The sequence below is a fragment of the Roseomonas aeriglobus genome (genome assembly GCA_016937575.1).
GTDB classification, from domain to species: Bacteria; Pseudomonadota; Alphaproteobacteria; order Sphingomonadales; family Sphingomonadaceae; genus Sphingomonas; species Sphingomonas aerigloba.
This window is the reverse complement of the sequence record JAFHKN010000002.1, coordinates 2,201,628-2,226,913: the sequence shown is the minus strand read 5'-3', so window position 1 is coordinate 2,226,913 and position 25,286 is coordinate 2,201,628. Positions and strand designations below refer to the sequence as shown.

General features: G+C 66.1%; 19 protein-coding genes and 1 pseudogene. 10 read left to right on the top strand and 10 right to left on the bottom strand.

Annotation, left to right across the window (positions count from 1 at the left end; all coding sequences use genetic code 11):
• Positions 1–143 precede the first annotated feature (143 nt).
• Both rpoC and rpoB read right to left on the bottom strand, forming a co-directional pair.
• Positions 144–4,415: a DNA-directed RNA polymerase subunit beta' gene (gene rpoC, locus JW805_11190; protein MBN2972581.1), complete on the bottom strand. Its 4,272-nt coding sequence runs from the start codon at positions 4,413–4,415 to the stop codon at positions 144–146.
• Between the two features lie 151 nt (positions 4,416–4,566).
• A complete protein-coding gene (rpoB, locus tag JW805_11185) occupies positions 4,567–8,736 on the bottom strand; it encodes a DNA-directed RNA polymerase subunit beta (protein ID MBN2972580.1) in 4,170 nt (1,389 codons plus the stop codon).
• A 349-nt stretch (positions 8,737–9,085) separates the two neighbouring features.
• Between rpoB and JW805_11180 the strand changes: the two genes are divergently transcribed.
• The 8 genes and pseudogenes from JW805_11180 to JW805_11145 all read left to right on the top strand — a co-directional run bounded on the left by JW805_11180 (position 9,086) and on the right by JW805_11145 (position 17,559).
• The gene (locus JW805_11180; protein ID MBN2972579.1) at positions 9,086–10,426 is read left to right on the top strand and encodes a hypothetical protein; all 1,341 of its coding nucleotides are present in this window, start codon (positions 9,086–9,088) and stop codon (positions 10,424–10,426) included.
• Positions 10,427–10,638: 212 nt separating this feature from the next.
• A pseudogene (locus tag JW805_11175) lies at positions 10,639–12,559 on the top strand (CocE/NonD family hydrolase).
• Between the two features lie 114 nt (positions 12,560–12,673).
• Positions 12,674–12,952: a hypothetical protein gene (locus tag JW805_11170; protein ID MBN2972578.1), complete on the top strand. Its 279-nt coding sequence runs from the start codon at positions 12,674–12,676 to the stop codon at positions 12,950–12,952.
• Positions 12,953–13,109: 157 nt separating this feature from the next.
• Positions 13,110–13,283 carry a hypothetical protein gene (locus JW805_11165; protein MBN2972577.1) on the top strand — a complete coding sequence of 58 codons (174 nt, stop codon included), beginning with the start codon at positions 13,110–13,112 and terminating at the stop codon, positions 13,281–13,283.
• Between the two features lie 4 nt (positions 13,284–13,287).
• Entirely contained in the window at positions 13,288–13,557 is a 270-nt protein-coding gene (locus JW805_11160) for a hypothetical protein (protein ID MBN2972576.1), read from the top strand.
• 81 nt (positions 13,558–13,638) lie between these two features.
• A complete protein-coding gene (locus JW805_11155) occupies positions 13,639–14,877 on the top strand; it encodes a threonine synthase (GenBank protein MBN2972575.1) in 1,239 nt (412 codons plus the stop codon).
• A gap of 47 nt (positions 14,878–14,924) precedes the next feature.
• Complete coding sequence (locus JW805_11150) at positions 14,925–16,088, top strand: hypothetical protein (protein MBN2972574.1); 1,164 nt, start codon at positions 14,925–14,927, stop codon at positions 16,086–16,088.
• Positions 16,089–16,149: 61 nt separating this feature from the next.
• The gene (locus JW805_11145; GenBank protein ID MBN2972573.1) at positions 16,150–17,559 is read left to right on the top strand and encodes a beta-lactamase family protein; all 1,410 of its coding nucleotides are present in this window, start codon (positions 16,150–16,152) and stop codon (positions 17,557–17,559) included.
• A 249-nt stretch (positions 17,560–17,808) separates the two neighbouring features.
• Here the strand turns inward: JW805_11145 and rplL are convergent, their stop codons facing one another.
• The 6 genes from rplL to JW805_11115 form a co-directional block, all read right to left on the bottom strand.
• On the bottom strand, positions 17,809–18,186 hold the full coding sequence (gene rplL, locus JW805_11140) for a 50S ribosomal protein L7/L12 (GenBank protein MBN2972572.1): 378 nt from the start codon (positions 18,184–18,186) through the stop codon (positions 17,809–17,811).
• A gap of 51 nt (positions 18,187–18,237) precedes the next feature.
• Entirely contained in the window at positions 18,238–18,753 is a 516-nt protein-coding gene (gene rplJ / locus JW805_11135; protein MBN2972571.1) for a 50S ribosomal protein L10, read from the bottom strand.
• 335 nt (positions 18,754–19,088) lie between these two features.
• Entirely contained in the window at positions 19,089–19,301 is a 213-nt protein-coding gene (locus JW805_11130; protein MBN2972570.1) for a hypothetical protein, read from the bottom strand.
• Between the two features lie 84 nt (positions 19,302–19,385).
• A complete protein-coding gene (locus JW805_11125; GenBank protein ID MBN2972569.1) occupies positions 19,386–19,598 on the bottom strand; it encodes a cold-shock protein in 213 nt (70 codons plus the stop codon).
• A gap of 255 nt (positions 19,599–19,853) precedes the next feature.
• Positions 19,854–20,177, bottom strand: a complete 324-nt coding sequence (locus JW805_11120; GenBank protein MBN2972568.1) for a hypothetical protein — start codon at positions 20,175–20,177, stop codon at positions 19,854–19,856.
• 20 nt (positions 20,178–20,197) lie between these two features.
• The gene (locus JW805_11115; protein ID MBN2972567.1) at positions 20,198–21,697 is read right to left on the bottom strand and encodes a L,D-transpeptidase family protein; all 1,500 of its coding nucleotides are present in this window, start codon (positions 21,695–21,697) and stop codon (positions 20,198–20,200) included.
• A gap of 418 nt (positions 21,698–22,115) precedes the next feature.
• On the opposite strand from JW805_11115, the gene JW805_11110 reads away from it, so the two are divergent.
• Positions 22,116–23,093, top strand: coding sequence for a cysteine synthase A (locus tag JW805_11110; GenBank protein ID MBN2972566.1), 978 nt, complete (start codon positions 22,116–22,118; stop codon positions 23,091–23,093).
• Positions 23,057–23,461: a hypothetical protein gene (locus tag JW805_11105; GenBank protein MBN2972565.1), complete on the top strand. Its 405-nt coding sequence runs from the start codon at positions 23,057–23,059 to the stop codon at positions 23,459–23,461. Before JW805_11110 ends, JW805_11105 begins: the two co-directional genes overlap by 37 nt.
• 106 nt (positions 23,462–23,567) lie before the next feature.
• Here JW805_11105 and JW805_11100 read toward each other — a convergent pair whose 3' ends face one another.
• Both JW805_11100 and JW805_11095 read right to left on the bottom strand, forming a co-directional pair.
• On the bottom strand, positions 23,568–23,792 hold the full coding sequence (locus JW805_11100; GenBank protein MBN2972564.1) for a DUF1289 domain-containing protein: 225 nt from the start codon (positions 23,790–23,792) through the stop codon (positions 23,568–23,570).
• A 17-nt stretch (positions 23,793–23,809) separates the two neighbouring features.
• Positions 23,810–25,267, bottom strand: coding sequence for a DEAD/DEAH box helicase (locus JW805_11095; protein MBN2972563.1), 1,458 nt, complete (start codon positions 25,265–25,267; stop codon positions 23,810–23,812).
• Positions 25,268–25,286 lie beyond the last annotated feature (19 nt).

Genomic DNA, 25,286 nt, shown 5'->3' with positions numbered 1-25,286 from the left:
AAAAAACCGCCGTCCGGGCTTCCCCGAACGGCGGCGTGTACAAGGTCAGCTATGACGCCGTCGAACGTCACCGGCGTTGCCGGCCGCGTCGTCCGTCGCAGCGACACCCGGGATCGCTTTCGCAACCCCGGGGCGCCCATTGCTTATTCCTGGTTCAGATATTCGCCGGCATCCGCATCGGTGCCCGAACCGCTCGGCACGACTGCGGCAAGCGGATCGTCGCCGGTGCCGACTTCTTCGCGCGGCGAACGGGCAGCTTCCGCTGCACGCTCTTCCGCCGCCGAATTCGGCACCATCGCCGCGGCCAGCGCTCGCTGCTGGGCACGCAGCGCCGCGTCACGCGACGTTGCCGCCACGCGCAGGCGGTTCATACCCGCACCGGTCCCCGCCGGGATCAGGCGGCCGACGATGACGTTTTCCTTCAGGCCGTTCAGCGAGTCGATCTTGCCCTGCACCGATGCCTCGGTGAGCACACGTGTCGTTTCCTGGAACGAGGCCGCCGAGATGAAGCTGCGGGTCTGCAGCGACGCCTTGGTGATGCCGAGCAGGATGGGCTTGCCCTGCGCCCGCGCCTGATTCTTGGTCAGCTTCGCGTTCGCTTCGTCCATCTCGTCACGATCGACCTGTTCGCCCGCCAGCAGCGTGGTGTCGCCGCCATCGGTGATCTCGACCTTCTGCAGCATCTGGCGAACGATCACCTCGATGTGCTTGTCGTTGATCTTCACGCCCTGGAGTCGGTAAACTTCCTGGATTTCGCTGACCAGATATTCGGCCAGCGGCTCGATGCCGAGCACTTCCAGAATGTCGTGCGGATCCGGCGAGCCGCCGATCAGGTTGTCGCCACGCTTGACGTAGTCGCCTTCCTGAACGTCGATCACCTTCGACTTCGGGATGAGGTATTCGACCACATCGCCGCCGTCCTCCGGCATGATCCCAATCTTGCGCTTGGCCTTATAGTCCTTGCCGAACACGACACGGCCCGAGACCTTCGCGATGATCGCGTTTTCCTTGGGCTTGCGCGCTTCGAACAACTCGGCGACGCGCGGCAGACCGCCGGTGATGTCGCGGGTCTTGGCCGATTCACGCGCCACACGCGCCAGAACGTCACCGGCCTGGACGGTCGCATTGTCCTCGACCGACAGCACCGCACCCGGTGCCAGCATGTAGCGCGAACCTTCGCCTTCGCCGTCACCGGTCAGGGTCAGGCGGGGACGCAGGTCCTCCTTCGTCTTCGACGTCGCGCGATATTCGGTGACGACGCGCTGGGCGATGCCCGTCGCTTCGTCGACCTGCTCGGTCAGCGTCTTGCCCTCGATCAGGTCCTGGAACTTCACGACACCGCCGGTTTCCGTAATCACCGGCATGGTGAACGGATCCCATTCGGCCATGCGGTCGCCCTTCGACACGATGTGACCGTCGTCGAACAGGACGTAGGCACCATAAGGCACCCGGTCGACCGAGAGCTCGCGGCCGTCCATGTCCTTGATGACGATCTCGCCCGAACGGCTGAGCACCACACGGCGACCACGCTGGTCGACGATGACGCGCAGATCGCGGAATTCGACCGTACCGTCGGCATGCGCTTCCAGGTTCGACGTTTCGTTCAGCTGCGCCGCACCACCAATGTGGAAGGTACGCATGGTCAGCTGCGTGCCCGGCTCACCGATCGACTGCGCCGCGATGACGCCGACCGCTTCGCCGATGTTCACCGGCGTACCGCGCGCGAGGTCACGACCGTAGCACTTGCCGCAGACACCGACCTTGGCTTCGCAGACCAGCGGCGAACGGATCTTCATGCCCTGGACGCCCAGGGCCTCGATCTGCGCGACCATCGGTTCGTCGAGCAGCGTGCCCGCCGGGATGACGACCTTGCCGTCCTTGTCGACCACGTCCTCGCCGGTGGTCCGGCCGAGGATACGCTCGCCGAGCGACGCGATGGTGCTTCCGCCCTGAACGATCGCCTTCATCTCGAGCATGCGCTCGGTACCGCAATCCTCCTCCATGACGACGCAGTCCTGCGACACGTCGACGAGGCGGCGGGTGAGGTAGCCCGAGTTCGCGGTCTTCAGCGCGGTATCCGCAAGACCCTTGCGGGCGCCGTGGGTCGAGTTGAAGTATTCAAGGACGGTCAGACCTTCCTTGAAGTTCGAGATGATCGGCGTTTCGATGATCTCGCCCGACGGCTTGGCCATCAGACCGCGCATGCCCGCCAGCTGCTTGATCTGCGCCTGCGAACCACGCGCACCCGAGTGCGCCATCATGTAGATCGAATTGATCGGCGCTTCCCGACCATCATCCAGGCGCTTCACCGCCTTGATCTCGTCCATCATGGCCGACGCCACCTGGTCGCCGCAACGGCTCCAGGCGTCGATGACCTTGTTGTACTTTTCCTGCTGGGTGATCAGGCCGTCCTGATACTGCTGCTCGTAATCCTTCACCTGGTCGCGGGTCTCGTCAACCAGCGCGGTCTTGGCGTCCGGAATGATCATGTCGTCCTTGCCGAACGAGATGCCGGCGCGGAACGCGTGACGGAAGCCCAGCGCCATGATGGCGTCGGCGAACAGCACCGTCTCCTTCTGACCGGTGTGACGATACACCTCGTCGATGACGTCGGTAACGTCCTTCTTGGTCAGCAGGCGGTTGACGGTTTCGAAGGGCACCTTGTGGCTCTTCGGCAGCGTTTCGCCCAGCAACATGCGGCCCGGGGTCGTCTCGAAGCGCACCATGCGCTCGACACCATTTTCATCGACCTGCGGAACGCGGCTGGTGATCTTGGTGTGCAGCGTGACCGCCCCTGCATGGAGCGCCTGATGGACCTCCTGCATGTCGCTCAGGATCATGCCTTCGCCCGGCTCGCCGGTCTTTTCCATCGACAGATAGTAGAGACCCAGCACCATGTCCTGCGACGGCACGATGATCGGCTTGCCGTTCGCCGGCGACAGGATGTTGTTGGTCGACATCATCAGGACGCGCGCTTCCAGCTGCGCCTCGAGGCTCAGCGGAACGTGCACGGCCATCTGGTCACCGTCGAAGTCGGCGTTGAACGCCGAGCAGACGAGCGGGTGCAGCTGGATCGCCTTGCCCTCGATGAGGACGGGCTCGAACGCCTGGATGCCGAGACGGTGGAGCGTCGGCGCGCGGTTCAGCAGCACCGGATGCTCGCGGATCACCTCGTCGAGGATGTCCCAGACTTCCTTGCGCTCCTTCTCGACCCACTTCTTCGCCTGCTTCAGGGTCATCGACAGACCCTTGGCGTCGAGGCGCGCGTAGATGAACGGCTTGAACAGCTCGAGCGCCATCTTCTTGGGCAGGCCGCACTGGTGCAGCTTGAGCTCAGGCCCGGTCACGATGACCGAGCGGCCCGAATAGTCGACGCGCTTGCCGAGCAGGTTCTGGCGGAAGCGCCCCTGCTTGCCCTTGAGCATGTCGGACAGCGACTTCAGCGGCCGCTTGTTGGCGCCGGTGATCGTGCGGCCGCGGCGGCCGTTGTCGAAGAGGGCGTCGACCGCCTCCTGCAGCATGCGCTTCTCGTTGCGGACGATGATGTCCGGCGCGCGCAGCTCCATCAGCCGCTTCAGACGGTTGTTGCGGTTGATGACGCGGCGATAGAGGTCGTTCAGGTCCGACGTCGCGAAGCGACCGCCGTCCAGCGGAACGAGCGGGCGCAGTTCGGGCGGGATGACCGGCACGACGTCCAGGATCATCCATTCCGGACGGTTGCCCGATTCCAGGAAGCTCTCGACGACCTTCAGACGCTTGATGATCTTCTTGGGCTTCAGCTCCGACTTGGTCGTCGCCAGTTCCTCAAGCAGGTCACGCTTCTCGCCCTCGAGGTCGAGGTCCATGAGCATGATCTTGACCGCTTCGGCGCCGATGCCGGCCGAGAAGGCGTCCTCGCCATACTCGTCCTGCGCTTCGAGCAGCTCGTCCTCGGTCAGCAGCTGGAACTTCTCCAGCGGCGTCAGGCCGGGTTCGGTGACGATATAGCTCTCGAAATACAGCACGCGCTCGAGCTGCTTGAGCTGCATGTCGAGCAGCAGGCCGATGCGCGACGGCAGCGACTTCAGGAACCAGATGTGCGCGACCGGGGCGGCGAGCTCGATGTGGCCCATGCGCTCACGGCGGACCTTCGACACGGTGACTTCGACACCGCACTTTTCGCAGACGATGCCCTTGTATTTCATGCGCTTGTACTTGCCGCACAGGCACTCGTAATCCTTGATCGGACCGAAGATGCGCGCGCAGAACAGGCCGTCACGCTCGGGCTTGAACGTGCGATAGTTGATCGTCTCGGGCTTCTTGATCTCGCCGAACGACCACGACCGGATACGGTCGGGCGACGCGATGCCGATCTGGATCTGGTCGAAGGTTTCCGGCTTCGCGAGCGGATTGGCGAAATTGGTCAGTTCGTTCATGGGTTTAAGACCCTTCCTCGAAAATCTTCAAAGCCCTCGCCCCTTTAGGGGAGAGGGTTGGGAGAGGGGGAGGCCTCGCAGAGCGTGACGCTCGCGGCACTGCCCCTCTCCCCGACCCTCTCCCCGCAAGCGGGGAGAGGGAGACAGATCGTTACTCCGCCGCCTCAGCCAGCGCGTCGCCGTCCAGGTCCGCCTCGTTGTTCTTCAACTCGACGTTGAGACCCAGCGAGCGCATTTCCTTGACGAGCACGTTGAAGCTTTCCGGAATGCCGGCCTCGAAGGTGTCGTCGCCCTTGACGATCGCTTCGTAGACCTTGGTGCGGCCGACCACGTCGTCCGACTTCACCGTCAGCATTTCCTGCAGCGTATAGGCGGCACCGTAGGCCTGGAGCGCCCAGACCTCCATTTCGCCGAAGCGCTGGCCGCCGAACTGCGCCTTGCCGCCCAGCGGCTGCTGGGTGACGAGGCTGTACGGCCCGATCGAACGTGCGTGGATCTTGTCGTCGACCAGGTGGTGCAGCTTCAGCATGTAGATGATGCCGACGGTCACCTTGCGGTCGAAGGCGTCACCGGTGCGGCCATCGTACAGCGTCGACTGGCCCGACGTGTCGAGACCCGCCAGCTCCAGCATCTCCGACACATCGCTCTCGCGCGCGCCGTCGAACACCGGGGTGCCCATCGGGACACCGGTGCGGATGTTCTGCACCAGCTCCGCGACCTGTTCCGGCGTGCGGCTGTTGATGTCGTCCGCATAGTGATCGCCATAGATCTCGACGAGACGATCCTTGACCGCACCCGGCATTTCGCCGGCCTGCGCGTTCGGGTTCGCTTCACGCCACTCTTCGAGCGCCGATGCGACCTGCATACCCAGGTTGCGGGCGGCCCAGCCGAGGTGCGTTTCGAAGATCTGTCCGACGTTCATGCGCGACGGCACGCCCAGCGGGTTCAGCACCAGATCGACCGGCGTCCCGTCGGCGAGGAACGGCATGTCCTCGGCCGGCAGGATGCGCGAGATGACGCCCTTGTTGCCGTGACGGCCGGCCATCTTGTCGCCCGGCTGCAGCTTGCGCTTCACCGCAACGAAGACCTTGACCATCTTCAGCACGCCCGGCGGCAGCTCGTCGCCACGCTCCAGCTTCTCGCGGCGATCCTCGAACTTCTCGCGGATGCGCTTGGCGGCTTCGTCGTACTGGCCCTTCACCGCTTCCAGGTTCGACTGGACGGCGTCGTCGGCAACGGCGAACTTCCACCATTCGTGGCGATCGACGCTGTCGAGCAGGTCCTGATCGATCACGGCGCCCTTCTTCAGACCCTTCGGCACGGCGGTCGCGGTCTGGCCGAGCAACATGTCGCGCAGGCGCGACCAGGTTGCCCGGTTCAGGATGGTGCGTTCGTCGTCCGAGTCCTTCTTCAGGCGCTCGATCTCTTCGCGTTCGATCGCCAGGGCGCGTTCGTCCTTGTCGATGCCGTGACGGTTGAACACGCGCACGTCGACGATCGTGCCCGACACGCCCGGTGGCAGGCGCAGCGAGGTGTCGCGGACGTCCGAGGCCTTTTCACCGAAGATGGCGCGCAGCAGCTTTTCTTCCGGCGTCATCGGGCTTTCGCCCTTCGGCGTGATCTTGCCGACCAGAATGTCGCCCGGCTCGACCTCAGCCCCCACGTAGACGATGCCCGCTTCGTCGAGGTTGCGCAGCGCTTCCTCGCCGACGTTCGGGATGTCGCGGGTGATGTCCTCCGGCCCGAGCTTCGTGTCGCGGGCCATCACTTCGAACTCGTCGATGTGGATCGACGTGAACACGTCGTCCTTCACGATGCGCTCGGAGATCAGGATCGAGTCCTCGTAGTTGTAGCCGTTCCAGGGCATGAACGCGACGAGCGCGTTGCGGCCGAGAGCGAGTTCGCCGAACTCCGTCGACGGACCATCGGCCAGAACGTCGCCGACGTTGACCACGTCGCCCACCTTCACCAGCGGACGCTGGTTGATGCAGGTCGACTGGTTCGACCGCTGGAACTTCATCAGCGTGTAGATGTCGACGCCCGATTCATTGGCATCGACGTCACCGGTCGCGCGGATGACGATACGGCTGGCGTCGACCTGGTCGACGATGCCGGCCCGACGGGCCGAGATCGCCGCGCCCGAATCTCGAGCCACGGTCTCTTCCATGCCAGTGCCGACGAACGGCGCTTCGGCGCGCACCAGCGGCACGGCCTGACGCTGCATGTTCGAACCCATCAGTGCGCGGTTGGCGTCGTCGTTTTCCAGGAACGGAATGAGCGAGGCGGCGACCGACACGAGCTGCTTGGGCGACACGTCCATCAACGTGATCGTTTCCGGTAGCGCCATCAGGAATTCGCCGGCCTGACGGGCCGAGACGAGTTCCTCGGTGAAGCGGTTGCCTTCGTCGACCTCGGCCGAGGCCTGCGCGATCGTGTGCTTGGCCTCTTCCATCGCCGACAGGTACACGACCTCGTCGGTCACGACACCGTCGACGACCTTGCGGTACGGTGTCTCGATGAAGCCGTACTTGTTGACGCGGCTGAACGAAGCCAGCGAGTTGATCAGACCGATATTCGGGCCTTCCGGCGTTTCGATTGGGCAGATACGGCCATAGTGGGTCGGGTGAACGTCGCGGACTTCGAAGCCGGCGCGCTCACGGGTCAGACCGCCCGGCCCGAGCGCCGAGACGCGGCGCTTGTGCGTCACTTCCGACAGCGGGTTGGTCTGGTCCATGAACTGCGACAGCTGCGACGAACCGAAGAACTCGCGCACCGCGGCGACCGCGGGCTTCGCGTTGATCAGGTCGTTCGGCATGACCGTCGATACGTCGACCGACGACATGCGCTCCTTGACCGCACGCTCCATGCGCAGCAGGCCGACGCGGTACTGGTTCTCCAGCAGCTCGCCCACCGAACGGACGCGGCGGTTGCCGAGATTGTCGATGTCGTCGACTTCGCCCTTGCCGTCCTTCAGATCGACCAGCGTCTTGACGACGGCCAGAATGTCCTCGGTGCGCAGCGTGGTGTGCGTGTCCGGCGCGTCGAGGTCGAGGCGCATGTTCAGCTTCACACGGCCGACGGCCGACAGATCGTAGCGCTCCGGATCGAAGAACAGGCCGGCGAACAGCGATTCTGCGGTTTCCAGCGTCGGCGGTTCGCCCGGGCGCATGACGCGGTAAATGTCGGCCAGCGCCTGCTGACGCTCCTCGGCCTTGTCCGCCTTCAGCGTGTTGCGGATCCACGGACCCGTCGAGATATGGTCGATGTCGAGCAGTTCGATGCGCTCGATGCCCGCCTTGTCCAGCAGTTCGAGGTTTTCGGCCGACACTTCGTCGCCGGCTTCGATGTAAATCTCGCCGGTCGTCTCGTTGATGAGATCATAGGCGCTGTAGCGGCCGAAGATTTCCTCAGTCGGGATCAGCAGCGTCTCGAGCCCGTCCTTCGCTGCCTTGTTGGCGGCGCGCGGCGAAATCTTCTGGCCCGCCGGGAACACGATCTCGCCCGACTTGGCGTCGACGATGTCGAACATCGGCTTGGCACCGCGCCAGTTCTCGGCGGCGAACGGAATCTGCCAGCCGCCTTCGCCGCGGACGAAGGTCACGCGGTTGTAGAAGTGGTTGAGGATCTCTTCCGAGTTCAGGCCGAGCGCATAGAGCAGCGTGGTGACCGGCAGCTTGCGCTTGCGGTCGATACGGACGTTGACGATGTCCTTGGCGTCGAATTCGAAGTCGAGCCACGAGCCGCGATAGGGGATCACGCGCGCGGCGAAGAGATACTTTCCGCTCGCATGCGTCTTGCCGCGGTCATGGTCGAACAGCACGCCCGGCGACCGATGCATCTGGCTGACGATGACGCGCTCGGTACCGTTGATGAAGAAGGTGCCGTTCTCGGTCATGAGCGGCATGTCGCCCATGTAGACATCCTGCTCCTTGATATCGATGACCGACTTGGCCTCGGTATCCGGATCGACCTCGAACGCGGTGAGGCGCAGGGTGACGCGCATCGGGGCGGCATAGGTGATGCCGCGCTGACGGCATTCCTCGACGTCGAACTTCGGGTCCTCGAGAACATAGTCGTCGAAGTCGAGATAGGCGGTGCCGGCGAAGTCCTGGATCGGGAAGACGCTGCGCAGCGTCTTTTCGAGGCCCGAGACATGGCCCGTGCTTTTGTCCGAGCGCAGGAACTGCTCGTAGCTTTCGCGCTGAACCTCGATCAGGTTCGGCATCTGCACCACTTCGTGGATGTCGCCGAACACCTTGCGAATGCGGCGCTTGGTGGTGCCGCCGGTCGCGATCGCCCCAGAGTTCGCTTTGCTTGCCATGTCTTTTGCTTTGCCTCGTCAGCCGTCAATTGCCCCGGATGAAGACCCGCGGGGCGCGGACGCAGCAAAGGACGCATAAAAGGCCGCACGATAACCTCATCGGAAATCGGCAGCCTTGTCAGCGTCCTCTGTCAGAACCGAACAGTTCCCATTCGTACGATGCACTGCGCGACGGCGCACCATGTCCCGAAACTGTGGTAGGGCACCGCATATAGGCGCAGTGCCATAGATAGTCAAACCGCCCCTCATTGGCGTCGACGCAACGTTTCGTCGATAGATTTGCACGGTTCGCCGCTAATTCAAGCCGTTTCGGGGCCGGAATCGATCTGCCGGTCATTGAGGCTGCGATATGAAACAGGAAAGCACCCCCGCCCGTCGCGCGGCCTGGCTGTTCCTTGCAGCCCCCGCGTTCCTTGCGATCCCTGCCCATGGACAGGACGCGACCACCCAGGTCGATACGCCGCCTCCGCCGGTCGTGCGGACGGTGCCGCAGGCCTCTGCGCCTACGACCGGCGTGCCGGATGGGGCCTCGACCGCAGGTCAGGCGCCGCAGCGCTCGACGGTGCGGGGCGCCGACCCGAACTCGACTACACCGGTCGCTCCGGGCGCTGCCGATGTGGTCGACGACGCCCGTATCGCCGCCCGGAACGAGCGCCGCGCAGACGTGCGTCGGGCTGCGCCCCGCGCCGCGACCGCCGCGCGCACCGCCGCACCTGTCGCTGCGGCTCCGGCAGCCGCGATCACGCCTGCCCCCGCCACGGCGCCGGCGACGCCCGCTGAAAGCGCGGCGGCTCCGGCAGCCGAGCCAGCGGCTCCGGCCACGACGGAGCCGGCCGCGACCCCGACCGACGCCGCCACGACGCAGACCAGCAACGACAATGGTGCACCGCTGTGGCCGCTCGCCGTGATCGCTGCGCTGATCATTGCAGTCGGCGCCTTCGTCTTGATGCGCCGCCGCAAGGCCGACGCCGATGAGGAAGAGGAAATCTATTACGAGGAGCCCGCAACGACGGTCGTCGAGGAACCGGCGCCTGTCGCTGCGGCGCCGGTGGCCGCCGTTGCACCGGTTGCTGCTCCGGTAGCGGCCGCCGTGGCGATGACGCCTAAGCACGACGAGCCGGTCGCAGCGGGCCTATCGGAGGACGCGACCGTCACCGACGCGCCCGCGGAAGACGTCGCGGCGCTGACCAACGCCGCACCGGCCGTTCGCGACCGTCCGTGGCTGGAACTCGCGATGCGTCCGATCCGCGCTGGCACCAGTGCCGACGAAGCGATGGTGGAGATCGAGCTGACGGTCGCCAATTCGGGTACCGTCAAGGCGGAGGACGTCCGCGTCTCGACCTTCATGCTGACCGATGCCCATGCCAGCGAGATGGAGAATATGCTAGTCGACGCGCCGGCCGATGCCACCATCGATCCGGTCACGATCGAACCTGGCGAAGGCACCCGTATCGACGCGACGCTGGCGGCGTTGAAGGCTGATTTGGGCGTCGAGGGACGCTTCAACCCGGTCGTCGTTGCCGACGCCCGCTATCGCCTGCCCGATGGCAGCGAAGGACGAACCTCGGCCTCGTTCGTGGTCGGCGTGTCGGACGACGAAGGCGGAACCCTCATCCCGATCGACCTGGCCGACCGCGTGATGCGCGAGGACGTCGAAGCGCGCCTGCACGGCGAACCCGCACACGCCTGATCCACAACGTCTCGCTGAGAGATGGCCCGTCCTCACTGTGGTGGGGGCGGGCTTCGTCGTTGATCACTCAGTGCTCGTGGAGGGGGCAGGCTTCCGGACCGAAGCGGGACAGCCTTTCGTACCGCCAGACGCGCAACTCGTGCCAGCCCCATTGCCGCTGCGTCGTCGCCGAGCCTAGCATCGGCGCAGACCTTACGGAGCCATGCCCACCCATGAAGCTGATCCTCCTCGCCGCGACCGCCGCCATCGCCATTACCCCGCTCGCCGCGCAGCAGCAGGCCGCGCCCGGCGGCGACATTCCGGCGAAATACGAGGTTCCGAAGACCGACTACGACTATGACAAGCGCGTGGTCATGGTGCCGATGCGTGACGGGACGAAGCTCTATACCGTCATCGTCGTGCCCAAGGGCGCGAAGAACGCGCCGATCGTGCTGACGCGCACGCCCTACAATGCTGCCGGACGCGCCAACCGGATGGACAGCCCGAAGATGCTGTCGACGCTGCCGCTGGCCGACGAGATCTTCGTCAAGGACGGCTATCCGCGTCTATCAGGACGTCCGCGGCAAATATGGCTCGGAGGGCGAGTATGTCGTGACCCGCCCGGTCATCGGTCCGCTCAACCCGACCAAGGTCGATCACGTCACCGACGCCTATGACACGATCGACTGGCTGGTGAACAAGGCGAACCTGCCCGAAAGCAACGGCCGCGTCGGCATGATCGGGTCGTCTTACGAGGGCTTCACCGTCGTCATGGCGCTGCTGAACCCGCACCCCGCGTTGAAAGTCGCCGCGCCGGAAAGCCCGATGATCGACGGCTGGATGGGCGACGACTGGTTCCATTACGGCGCCTTCCGCCTGGCGAACATCGCCTGGCTCGGCGGCCAGACCGGGTTCAAGGGCAGCGGCAAGGCGCCGCCGACCGGCGGGTACGACGATTACGAGAATTTCCGCACCGGATCGGCCGGCGACTGGGCGAAGAAGGCCGGCTACGACCTGCTGCCGTATTGGCAGCGTATGCAGGCGCACCCGGCGTATGACGCGTTCTGGCAGGGCCAGGCGCTCGACAAGCTGGTCGCGGCCAACCCGTCCAACGTCCCGACGCTCTGGGAACAGGGCCTGTGGGACCAGGAGGACATGTATGGCGCGATCGTCACGTGGGAAGCGCTGAAGGCGAAGGGCAAGACGGGTAACAACTTCCTCGTCATGGGTCCCTGGCGTCACAGCCAGGTCAACCGGGAAGGCCGCAGCCTCGGGCCGTTCCAGTGGGACGGCGACACCGCCGCGCAGTTCCGCGAGGACATGGTCCTGCCGCTGTTCAACCAATATCTGAAGGATGGCCCGCCCGCGAACCTGCCGCAGGTCGCGATCTACAACACCGGCGAGAACCACTGGGATCGCCTGAGCACCTGGCCGCTGGCCTGCGAGGCGGGGTGCGCCGCGCCGCTGAAGCCCATCTACCTCCAGGCCGGCGGCAAGCTCGGCTGGGACAAGGGCGGGGCAGGGGGGGACGCATATGTTTCCGATCCCGCCAAGCCCGTCCCGCACCTGTCGCGCCCGGTCAATTTCGGTGACGGCCGCTGGGGCGACTGGCTGGTCAGCGACCAGCGTCACGTCGACGGCCGCCCCGACGTCATGACCTACCAGACCGACGTCCTGACCGCCCCGGTGCGCGTATCCGGCGCGCCGTTCGCGGAAATCTTCGCCAAGACGACCGGCACGGACGGCGACTTCATCGTCAAGGTGATCGATGTGTTGCCGGAGGAGAACGCGACCGACCCCAAGATGGGCGGCTACCAGCTGGCGATCGCCCAGGACATCTTCCGCGGCCGCTACCGGGACAGCTTCGAGAAGCCGACCGCGATTCCCGCCGGCAAGGTCCAGAAATATCGCTTCCGCCTGCCGACGGTGAACCATGTCTTCCAGCCCGGCCACCGCATCATGGTGCAGATCCAGTCGAGCCAGTTCCCCCTCTACGACCGTAACCCACAGACGTTCGTCCCCAACATCTTCCTGGCCAAGCCGGAGGATTACAAGGCGGCGACGGTGACGCTGCAGCGCGGCGGGGCGGCGGCGAGCGCGGTGTGGTTGCCGGTCGTGGCAGTAGACCAGTCGGCGGTGAAGGTGGCGCGCTAGCGAAGCGTCGAAAGGCAAAAAGGAACCGGTTTGACGTTCATCGTGCATTCAAACCGTGCCGGGGATCGTTGTTGATGCCGACACCCCGGTGATCGGTACCAACGGAGGGATATGATGGCTCTGCTGCTCGTCGCTGCTGCGCTTGCTGCCAATGCGGTTTCAAGCGATCCCCGCTTTTTCGAGAAGACGCGATCCGACGGTGTTACCGTTGTCTGCGTCCGACACGATCAGAAGCCGACGATCTTCACGTCGAGGGTCGAATGCAAGGAGCCGGCCGCGTGGCGCCGCGAGGTACTGGCCGCCGCGAACCAGCCGATCGCGCCGCGAAGCGTGGCCAACCTCGAACAGTTCCTCACGACGCCGCAGCCGACACCGCGTATCGTCGGGCGGTAACGCCCAGGCGGGCGAGCGTTGATCGACGATCCGCCGCATGGGGTGGCGGATCGCGATCGGAATCCCTATCTCTGCGTCATCACCGGCTTGGTTTTCCGTAGGCGCCGATGACTGAGAGACCATCCGCGCTTTCGCTTACGACGCGAAAGCTGTCATCATGGACCTTAATTACCTCCTGTCCCGCCACCAGATCGCGCTCATGCGTGCGCAGTCGGCGGTGACCATCGAAGCCCGTCATTCGCATCGAGGCATGGCTTCCGGCTACGCTGACGCCATCCGATCTATTCAGGCATCGCTCGGCGCGAGCGGTTCGCTTGTGGAGGTCCGCTGACGCGATGTCCGCAATCACGATCCTGCCTGCCTCGGGCGACCTGTCGCCCGCCCCGACCAAACGGTTTCGTCGGACCTTTTCCGGACGGCGAGACACGCCGGATGTCCTCGCGCGGCAGGCTAAGGTCACCTTGCTCGCGTTTCGGGCACATGCGACCCGGGAAGATGCGGTCGCCTTTCTGAACGTGGAGCACGCCCAACTCGGCGGTCGGCCGATCGATATCGGCGGGGACGACGATGCGGGCTTTGCCCGGGTCGAGGCCTTGCTGGTTTAGCAGACCGCGTTCCCCGGTGTCGCCGCCTCGTGCGGCGAAACATTGACCTGGCTGCGCTATCGTCCGACAGGCGCGGGCATGATTCCGTCGAACGAAAATCTCATCGCCGACCGCCCGTCCTTCGTCACGCATCTGGAATGCGGCCTGACCGGCGAACGCTACGAAGCCGATACGCTGCAAGGGCTTAGCCGCGTCGGTCGGCCGCTTCTCGTGCGTTACGACCTCGACGGCGTCCGCGCGGCGATGACGAAGGACGGGCTGGCCGCGCGCCCTGCCGATCTGTGGAAATATCGCGAGTTGCTGCCTGTGCGCTCGCCCGAGAACATCGTGAGCTTGGGCGAGATGGAAACGCCGCTCGTCACGCTCGACCGCGTCGGCGCCGCCCGCGGCGCTCGCGCGCCGATCGTGAAGGACGAAGGGCGCCTGCCCACCGGTAGCTTCAAGGCGCGCGGGCTCGTCATGGCGATCAGCATGGCAAAGGCGCTGGGCGTGAAGACCATCGCGATGCCGACGAACGGCAATGCGGGCGCCGCGGCGGCGGCCTATGCGGCGCGCGCTGGGATTGAGGCGGTGATCCTGTGCCCCGCCGACACGCCCGAAATCAACGTCCGCGAGATCGCCGCGCAGGGTGCGCGCGTGTACCGCGTCAACGGGCTGATCGACGATTGCGGCGCGATCGTGGGGGCTGCGTGCAAGGAAAACGGCTGGTTCGACCTGTCGACGCTGAAGGAGCCGTACCGGATCGAAGGCAAGAAGACGATGGGGCTGGAACTCGCCGAACAGCTCGGCTGGACGCTTCCGCAAGCGATCTTCTACCCGACCGGCGGCGGCACCGGGCTGATCGGCATGTGGAAGGCCTTCGACGAACTGGAGCGCATCGGCTTCATCGGCCCCGAGCGTCCGCGCATGTATGCGGTGCAGGCCGAAGGCTGCGCACCGATGGTTCGGGCATTCGAACGCGGCGAGCGCCATGCCGAGCGCTGGGAGGACGCCCACACCGTCGCGGCGGGCATCCGGGTGCCGAAGGCGGTCGGCGACTTCCTGATCCTGGACGCGGTACGCAAGAGCAACGGCGCCGCGCTGGCGGTCAGCGACGAAGCCATCCTGGCTGCGGTCGACGAAGCAGCGGGCGACGGGCTGTTGCTCTGTCCGGAAGGCGGTGCGACGCTGGCGGCCTATGACCGCGCTTTGGCCGACGGGATGGTTGGCCGCGACGAGCGTGTCGTGCTGTTCAATTGCGCCACGGGTCTGAAATATCCGATGCCTGATAAGTCGCGGACGCTGGACCGCCACGGCGCGATCGATCTGGCGGCGCTGTGATGATGCATGCAGCTGTCGTTCAGCCGCCCCGGCGTAGCGGCGCCCGCGTGAAGATCGCGCTCCTCGCCACCAGCTTGCTCGCGTTCGGGCCGATGACCGCAGCGGCGCAGGATACGCCGCCGGTGCAGACGCTGCCCAGCGCCGACCGGTTCCAGCTGCCGCCGGGCAACAGCCAGGCCGTGCCGACCCCAACGCCGACCCCCGCGCCGACCATCATTACGCCGCCGCCGGTCGTGCGCACGGTGCCGAGCCCGACGCCGACGCCGACGCCGACGCCGCCCGCCACGCGCACCCCCGCGGCAGGCGCAACCCCGACGCCGCAGCCGACGCGCACGCCCAGTTCGAGGTCGACACCGACACTGACACCGACGCCGCGCGATGCTGCGACACCATCGCCAGCCGCGACGCAGACCTCGCCGGCCGTCGCGACCCCGATCCCCGGCCCGACGCCCGACGCCCCGTCGACGCCCGCTGTTGCCGAAGCGCCAGCCGAGGCTCCGGCCCCGGCGGGGGGCCCGCCGGCATGGCTGTGGTGGCTTGCCGGACTCGGGCTTGCCGGCAGCGCAGTCTATGCCGTTCTCGCCTGGCGCCGGAAGCGGGCAGAGATCGCGGACATGGCCTATGAACCCGTCGCGCCGCCGCCGGCACCCCCAGCACCTGCGCCGAAGCCGAAGCCGGCCGCACCTGTCCAGCCGACGCCGGCTGCACCGACTGTGTCGCCGGCACGCGCGCTGGCCTTCGACTTCCGTCCGCAGCGCCTGTGGACGCGCGGACCGAATGCGTATCTCGCTTTCGAGCTGCTGCTGACCAACGCGTCCTCCACGCCGCTGTCGGGCGTACGACCGGTCGTGACCCTGGGCAGTGCAGGGCCCGAGACGGCAAGCGAGCTGGCCGGTTTTGCTGCGCAGGTGGCGTCGTTGCCGGGTACGGAGCCGTTCGACCTCCGCGCCGGCGAAACGCGCCGGATCGCCGGTGAACTGACCTTGCCGGGCGACGCGATGCACGTGACCACCGTGGCCGAGCGCGAAATGATCGTGCCGGTCGCGATGGTCGGCGCGGCGTGGCGCGGGGGGCTGTCGGTCGCCTCCGCGGCAGACGCATTTGTGATCGGAGCGGGTGATCCGTCCTCGGCGAAGCTCGGACCGATCTGGGTCGACCGCCCGGGCCAGATCTACGGTCGGCTGGACGCGCGCCGCTTCACGCCGCGCTGACGGTTTACAGCGCCCTGGCGACGTGTATTGTTTGTACAGTACACAAGAAAAGGGGGCGTCGATGACCGGGATCTTTCGTGCCGCGCTGCTCGCTGCGGTCGGCATCGCGCAGCCGTTGGCGGTCGCGCCTGTCGCCGCGCAGGCCGTCGCGCCGGCGGATCTACGCACGAGGCTCGATGCGCTTCTTGCGGCGAGCTATCCGGCCGATGGTCCCGGGGCGACGATGATCGTCACCCAGGGCGGCCGGACGCTCTATGCCGGCGCGCGCGGTATGGCGGATATCGCGGCGAAGCGCGCCCTGACCCCGGACAGCGTGATCTGCATCGGCTCGATCACGAAGCAGTTCACCGCTGCGGTGATCCTGCAGCTGGTGGGGGAGGGGGCGCTGTCGCTCGACGATCCGCTGATCAAATTCTACCCCGACTATCCCGCGCCGGGCGGGGCGGCGACGCTGCGCCAGCTGCTCAACCACACGTCGGGCATCCAGAGCTACACCGGCATCCCCGGCTGGATGGTTCCGGCGAACACCGGCCGCGCCTTCACCACCGACGCGCTGATCGCCGAATTTCGCGACAAGCCCGTCGAATTCGCCGCCGGTGCGAGGTGGAATTACAATAATTCCGGCTATGTCCTGCTCGGCGGCATCATCGAAAAGGTGACCGGGGCGCCTTGGTATACCGCGATCGACACGCGGATCGTGAAGCCGCTCGGCCTTACGTCGATCCGCTACGGCAACCCGCCGGCGGCGGCGGACTGGGCGACGCCCTACGGCATGGCCGGCATTCCCGCGCAGGCGGTCGACATGAGCGTGCCGCACGCCGCCGGTGGCCTGGTCGGCACCGTCGCCGACCTCGCGAAATGGGCGCAAGCGCTGCACCACGGGCGCGTCGTGCCGCCGGCGCTCTATGCACAGATGATCGCGCCGACGCGGCTCAACGACGGCAGCACCAATCCTTATGGCTTCGGTCTGACGAACCGGACGGTGCGGGGCGCGCCCGACCTCGAACATTCCGGCGGCATCATGGGCGGCTCGACCGACAGCCTGTATGTCCCCTCGCAGGATCTGTTCGTCGCCGTCTTCTCGAACAGCGACGCGCCGATGACCTCGCCCGGCCTAGTCATGCGACGCGCCGCCGCCATCGCGATGGGTAAGCCCTATCCAGACCTGAAGCCGCAAACCGTCGATGCCGCCGCCATCGCGCCGATGTTGGGCGTCTACACGGTTGCCGGTTCGCCCCCGGTCGAGCGGCGCTTCTGGGGGCAAGACGGCAAATACTTCATCCGCCGTGGTGATGGGCGCCCGAGCGAAGTGATCTACGCCGGCGACAACCGTTTCGCGGTGGCGAACGGATCGCTCACCTGGTTCCGCGTCGTACCGCAGCCGGGCGGCGGCTATGCGATGGAGATGTTCCAGAACGGCGAGGAACCGGCCGAACGCGCAGTGCGCACCGGGGCGCTGCCGGGGGAGTGAGGCCCAATGATGCGTCGTGGTAGCCGGTTGTGAGGCTGTCGTGTGCCGGTGGGCGGCGGATCGCGGTGCGAAAACGGGCAAAAGAAAAGGGCGGCCTGCGATGTGCAGGTCGCCCTTTCTTCGAAGCGGCCGTCACGGGCGTAAATCCCGCGAGCCTGCCCCCGCGACGGCGGGGGTCGGTCGGTGCTCGGCACCGCCGGCCGGCCTTGTGCAAGGCAGGCCGGTTTACCGGCCCGCCCGCCCTGCGGCTTACTTGAGTTCGACGGTCGCGCCGGCTTCCTCGAGCTGCTTCTTGATCTTCTCGGCTTCGTCCTTCGACACGCCTTCCTTGACCGGCTTCGGAGCGCCTTCGACCAGGGTCTTGGCTTCCGTCAGGCCCAGGCCGGTGATGGCGCGGACTTCCTTGATGACGTTGATCTTCTTGCCACCGTCGCCGGTGAGGATCACGTCGAATTCGGTCTTCTCTTCAGCTGCCGGAGCAGCCGCACCGGCGCCGCCGGCGGCCGGAGCCGCAACCGCAGCAGCGGCCGAGACGCCCCACTTCTCTTCGAGCAGCTTCGACAGCTCAGCGGCTTCGAGCACGGTCAGTTCGCTCAGCTGGTCAACCAGCGCGTTCAGATCAGCCATTGTAAAACTCCAGTATCAGATCGGGTTGTAAGTATTTGGGAAACGACGTGATTACGCCGCATCCTTCTCTGCGTAAGCTGCCAGCACGCGGGCGATCTGCGCCGCCGGTGCCTGAGTGATGGTGGCGATCTTCGTGGCCGGTGCCACGATGAGACCGACCAGCTTCGCGCGCAGCTCGTCCAGCGACGGCAGCGATGCGAGGGCCTTCACCCCGTCCGCGTCGAGCACCTGGCTCCCCATCGCGCCGCCGACGATTTCGAACTTGTCGTTCGTCTTCGCGAAGTCGACGGCAGCCTTGGCAGCCGCGACCGGATCGGCGGAGGTGGCGAGCCCGACCGGACCGGTCAGCAGGTCGGACAGACCCGCATAATCCGTGCCCTCGAGCGCGATCTTGGCAAGCTTGTTCTTGGAGACCTTATAGGACGCGCCGACGTCGCGCATCTTCCCACGCAGCTGCGTCGACTGGGCGACGGTCAGCCCCAGGTTGCGGGTCACGACGACCACGCCCACCTGCGAGAAGGTGTTCTTCAGTTCGGCAACGGCCTGGGTCTTCTGCGAACGATCCATGCCATTCTCCTCAAAAATGGGCCGAACCCCGAAAGGCGCGGCCCGGTTACGAGCCCGCACGTCCGAAGACATGCAGACGGTTCAGTCCGTTGAGGGGGAAGGATCGTGTCGAGAAGCGCGCGCAAATGGCCTCGCTTACCCGATCCGAAGCCGCGGGCAGGCCGCGGCTCGAGAAATCTGTTCCCCGTCTCGGCAGGGCATTAAGGTCGGGCAAATCCCGGCCACCTGCTGTCTCGGACGGCGTGCACGCGAACGGGCGAACCCGATCTCATGCGACCGGGGCGCCCTAGCGGATTATCGGGGGAAGTCAATGGCGGGCGATCGTGCCCGCCGCCTTACTCAGCGGCGTCGACGGGGATACGGGCCGCGGCGGTCGCTTCCTCGCGCGCGATTCGGCGCTGGGTGGTCCGCTCGGCACTCACCGCCATTGCCTCGAACGCAGCGACGGAGCGCAGCGCGCGGTCGCGGACATTGTCGAGCTCGGCGGCCTGTGCATCAGCGCGCGCGCGATCGGCCTGGGTGCGGAAATAGGCGGCATCATGCGCCATCGTCGGTGCTCCTTACATGTTGGAGGAAAAAGGGAACGACGATGCCCGGCCGGCGACGCGCAGTTGCCGGCCGGGCCTGCGGCATCAGTCCGCAGCCTGAAGGTTGACCGCGCTGGTCTTGCCGCGCTTGTCGGTTTCCAGTTCGTAGCTGACGCGCTGGTCCTGCTTCAGCGTCGCCAGGCCGGCGCGCTCGACCGCGCTGATATGAACGAAGGCGTCACCGCCGCCGCTTTCGGGCGCGATGAAGCCATAGCCCTTGGTGTCGTTGAAGAATTTGACCGTACCGGTGATCGACATGCGATCCTCCTTTTTCTCGTGCGGCATCCCCAAGAGCGGCGATACCGGCTGTAGGGCAGAAAGAAGGAGTAAGGGGCCGCAAAGCGCCGAAGACCGTCGATGTGCGACTGTAGCGAGCGGGATATGGGAAGCGGTGCGGTGTTTCGCAAGGGTAACGGTCGCGCGCCGTACCGGCATGGAGGCGGAGAGGCTGAGCGGCCGTCAGCCTCGGCGGGGGGGGGGGGGCGGACCGGAACGGCCCGTCCCCCCGGGGGATCATTTTTCTTCCGACACCTGGCTCTGATTCGCCGCCGGAGCCGGGTCTTCGTCGCGGTTCACCCGTGCGGTCATGCCGGTCGCGTCGGCATCCGCCTGGATCTGCTCGCGCTCGTCGACGGTCGGTTCGGGCGCATCGGCCATGTTCGTGGCCGGCACCTCGGGTACGTTCATCGTGACCGGTGCTTCTTCGACGCTAGTCGCTTCATTGGTCACGTCGAGCATTTCGGTACCATTGTCTTCCACCGGCGCGGCGGCTTCGTCGTTCGACGAGCAGGCGGCGAGGAGGGCCAGGGCGGCGAGCGCGGGCAGAGTTTTCTTCATGAGTGTATCCCCTTTGCGTGTCAGTCGGCCATCGTCGGCGCGGCGGCCTGAATCTGCGAGCGTTTTTCGATCTTGGCGGCGAGTTCGCCGTCCCAGCTGTACGGATCGGCACGGAAGTTCATGACACCGTTCCCGGACGCGAACGCGGTCCAGTAGAGCAGGTACACGGTCGCTGGCGTCGGCAATTGCGCACGCGTCGTCTTGCCGCTGGCGATCTGGGCGTCGATCGCCTCCGGCGTCCATTCGGCCGATCCGCGCAGCAGCAGGCGCGCGAGGTCGGCGGGCTTTTCCAGCCGCACGCAGCCGTGGCTCGCCAGCCGATCGTAGCTCGCGAACTTCGCCTGTGCGGGCGTGTCGTGGAGGTAGACGGCGTAAGGGTTGTCGAAATCGAACTTGTACCGACCCAGCGCCGACTGCGGCCCTGCGGCCTGTTGCAGACGGCGGTTCGGGCCTTCGCCGATCACCCGGAAGCCGTTGGCCTTCAGATAGCCCGCGCCCTTCGGAAACAGCTCTCGCGCGGCGATGCCGGCGGGCACGTTCCACGGCGGGTTGAGCACGACCGAGTGGATCGACGACTGAAGCATCGGCGTCTCGTCGCCCGGGCGACCGGTCACGCCCTTCATCGACATGATCGGCTGGTCGCCCTCGAACACCGTCACCAGCGCAGCGGCGATGTTCACCTGGATGCGGTTCTTATCGAGTTCGCGCGGAATCCAGCGCCAGCGCTCCATGTTCGCCATGATCTGCGCGACGCGGTCGCTCGCCGAGACATTCAAGGCCGCCAGCGTCTGCGTCGATACCGTCCCGGCCGGATTGAGCCCGAAGCGTCGCTGTGCACGCTGCACCGCGGCCTTCAGGTCGGCGTCGAACGTGTCGCCGGTCTTCGCCACCTGGGCGTCCTCGACGGCGAGGCGCTGGCGCAGCGCGCGCACGCGCGCGCCGGTCGCGCCCATCACCATGTCGGGGCCGGCGGCGAGGCGCGGCCAACCGCCGGCGGCTTCGATCGTGCGATAGGCCTTCAGCCCGTCCTTCAGCCCGTCATAGCCCGAATAGGGCGGCGGCAGCTGACGGGCCCAACGCGCGAGGCTGTTCTTGGCGACGGCATCGGCAAAGCTGGGCAGCGGGTCCCAATATTGCGGGCGCAGCCCCCAATCTTCCTTGAAGTCCGCCTCCGCCAGACGCCCGGTGCGCACCGCACGCGCGTAATCGAGTGCCGCGCGAACCAGCGCGTCATTGTCACTCGCGGTCACCTTTGCCGCCGCAGCGTCATGGCGCAGGCCGTGTTCGATCCGGCCGCTCTCGATGATCGCCACCAACTGGCGGGCCTGCTCGCTGGTCAGTCGTGGCAGCGGGACGGCGGCGGCGACTGGCGCGACCGGTGTCGATTGCGCGCCCGATTGGGCGGGGGCTGCCTGCGACGCGGGCAGCGGGGTCGACTGAATGACGGTCGGTGCCTGCTGGGCGAGCACGGGTGAGGCCAGAGTGGCCAGAAGGGTGGATCGGAACAATAAGCTACGCATGGATCCTGTACGCCTGGGGGAGGGACGGGCCGCGCCTATTTAGGGGAGGGGCGGTGCGGGTTTCAAAGGAAAACGCGCAAAATCGTCCACGGGTGCGTCAGGATCGTCAGATTGTTCGCCGCGTCAGAACGCCTTGCCGGTCGCCTTGCGCCGCTTGCGGCAGAAGGTGCAGGTTTCCATGCCTTCGTACCGCTGGCTAGGTTTGAACCGATGACCGCGTTTTAGCACGCAATGAAGATATTCGAGAACGGACATGCCCGTCTTTTGTAAGGATCCGACTCGTTCCGCCAAGCCCCGGGGCGATTCGGATTGCGCCGAACGGCCGGAAAATCGCTGCCAAATTGACCAAGACCGATTTGACTCGGGCCAAGCGCTTCTTGCCATTGCCGCGCCGCGACGCCCGCGCCATCTAGGCGTCATGCACACGACGCAAGACACGCTATCGCTGATCGGCAACACGCCCCTCGTCCGCCTGAAGGGGCCAAGCGAAGCGACCGGATGCGACATCTACGGCAAGTGCGAATTCGCCAACCCCGGCGCCAGCGTGAAGGATCGCGCAGCGCTGTTCATCGTCGAGGATGCCGAACAGCGCGGCGCCATCGCCCCCGGCGGCACGATCGTGGAGGGCACGGCCGGCAACACCGGAATCGGCCTCGCGCTGGTCGCCAATGCCAAGGGCTACAAGACGATCATCGTCATGCCCGAGACGCAGAGTCGGGAAAAGATGGACACGCTGCGCGCGCTGGGTGCCGAGTTGGTCCTGGTCCCCGCCGCCCCCTATTCGAACCCCGGCCATTTCGTGCACACCAGCCGGCGCATCGCCGAAGAGACGCCGAACGCCATCTGGGCGAACCAGTTCGACAATATCGCGAACCGGCGTGCGCACATCGTCGGGACGGCGGAGGAAATCTGGCAGCAGATGGAGGGGCGGATCGATGGCTTTACCTGCGCGGCGGGCACCGGTGGCACGATCGCGGGCGTCGGGCTGGGTCTGAAGGAAAAGGACGACGCCGTCACCATCGCACTCAGCGATCCCCATGGCGCCGCGCTCTACGATTACTACGCGCATGGCGAATTGCGGTCGGAGGGATCGTCAGTCGCCGAAGGCATCGGCCAAGGCCGCATCACCGCCAATCTGGAGGGCGCGCCGATCGACACGCAATATCGTATCGGTGACGCGGAGGGCCTGGAATGGGTCCGTCGCCTGCTGGCGGAAGAGGGGCTGTGCCTGGGCCTGTCGTCGGGCATCAACGTCGCCGGCGCGGTGCGCCTGGCGCGCGATCTGGGGCCGGGCAAGCGGATCGCGACGATCCTGTGCGACAGTGGCTTTCGGTATCTCTCGACGCTCTACAACCCCGAATGGCTGGCGGCGAAGGGGCTGTCGACCGGCGCCTGAGGCATGAACGGTTCGCCGACAGGATCGAACGGCTCGACAGCGCCCGACAGCTTCGTTACATTTCTGCCACAGTGAAGAACACCGAACCTTCGACGACGCCCTCCGACGCGTCCCAGACGGGACAGCGTGTGCGAGTGGCGATGACGGGTCTGGGGGCCGTGATGATCTTCATCGGCCTGGCCAGCGTGGTCTTCAACTACGCCAGCACCGAACAGGCGGTGACTGCGGTCGGCGCGGCCAAGCCGGACGTAGTGGCCAATATCGCCGAAACCACGGTCAGCAATGTCGCCGCCAGCGAGCCGCTGGCGGACCTGGGCATTGCACCGGGGCCGGCGGCGCCGACGGAAAACAGCGCGACGGTAAAGTAAGAGCGGCGCTCCGAGCGAGGGTGCCCCTGTTCCGGCAAGGGCTGGCTCTGCGGCCGATAGCTTGCGATTTCCGCTACTCCGGGCGTCTCCGAAGCAGCGGGATGAGTCAGTCGATCGACTTGCGCCGGTTTTTCAACGCCGCCATCCGCGTCGGCAGGACCGCCATAACCGCATCGCGCTCGGCGTCGCCGACCGCCATCCAGCGACCGATTTCGTCACCCGTTCGCCCGCACCCCAGACACCAGCCGGTCGCGGCATCCAGACGGCAGACATTGACGCACGGGCTCGCGACCCGGACGGGTTGGAAATACTGAAAGATCGGGTCGTCCATCGTCGCCGGCGGGCGGGTCAGACGCTCAGCTTGACGTCCAGGAACGACGGGATCGGTCCGTTCCAGCCGACGTCGGGACCGTCGTCATGACTATCGCGGCCGCGACGGCGATCGTCGCGGCGCGGATCGCGATCGTGACGGGCCGGGCGATCCTCGCGGTAGGGACGCTCGTCCCGCGCCGGGCGGGCGCTACGCGGATCACGCTCTTCGCGCGGTGCCCGGTCCTCGCGCGACGCACGCGGCTCCCGTGCGGTGCGGGGAGCTTCGGCAACCTCGCTGCGGTCGTTGCCGCCGCCACGCCGTACGCGACGCGGACGCTCTTCGCGCGGCGCGTCGTCGCGGGCCGGACGGCTCGCCTCGACTGCGACCTCTTCGCGCGGGATCGTCTGGCCGGTCAGCTTCTCGATATTCTCGATATTCTCGGCATCGTCGGCGGTGACGAACGTATAGGCCGTGCCCGTCGCGCCCGCGCGGCCGGTGCGGCCGACGCGGTGGACGTAATCGTCCGGGTGCCACGGCGCATCGAAATTATAGACGTGGCTGACGCCCTTGATGTCCAGCCCGCGCGCGGCGACGTCGCTGGCGACAAGAATGTTGATATCGCCCGACTTGAACAGCGCCAGTTCGGCCAGCCGCTGCGGCTGTTCCATGTCGCCATGGATCTCGCCCGACTTGAACCCGTGCCGGCGCAGCGACTTGTTCAGCTCGCGCACCGTGGTCTTGCGATTGCAGAAGATGATCGCGGTTTTGACCTCGTCGCGGGTCAGCAGCGTGCGCAGCACGTCGCGCTTGCGATCGGCCTTCACCGGCACCAGCCGCTGGGTGATGTTGGTGTTGGTCGTCGCCGGGCGCGCGACCTCGATCTGCTTGGGGTTCGACAGGAATTTGTCGGCCAGCTTCTTGATCGGCGGCGGCATGGTGGCCGAGAACAGCAGCGTCTGCCGCGTCTTGGGCAGCTTGGTGCAGATTTCTTCGATATCGGGGATGAACCCCATGTCGAGCATACGGTCGGCCTCGTCGATGACCAGCAGTTCGCAGCCCGTGAGCAGGATCTTGCCGCGCTGGAACAGGTCCATCAGACGACCCGGCGTCGCGATCAGCACGTCGACGCCCTTTTCCAGCGCCTTCACCTGATCGCCCATCTGCACGCCGCCGATGAGCAGCGCCATGCTGAGCTTGTGGTTGACGCCGTATTTCTCGAAATTTTCGGCGACCTGCGCCGCCAGTTCGCGCGTCGGCTCCAGGATCAGGCTGCGCGGCATGCGCGCGCGGCTGCGGCCCTGGGCCAGGATGTCGATCATCGGCAGCACGAAACTGGCCGTCTTGCCGGTGCCGGTCTGGGCGATGCCGATCATGTCGCGCATCATCAACACCGACGGAATCGCCGCTGCCTGAATTGCGGTGGGTTCGGTGTAGCCCGAACTTTCGACCGCCTTCAGCAATTCGTCGGATAGGCCGAGATCGGCAAAACTCATGCAATTGTCCGGATAATGG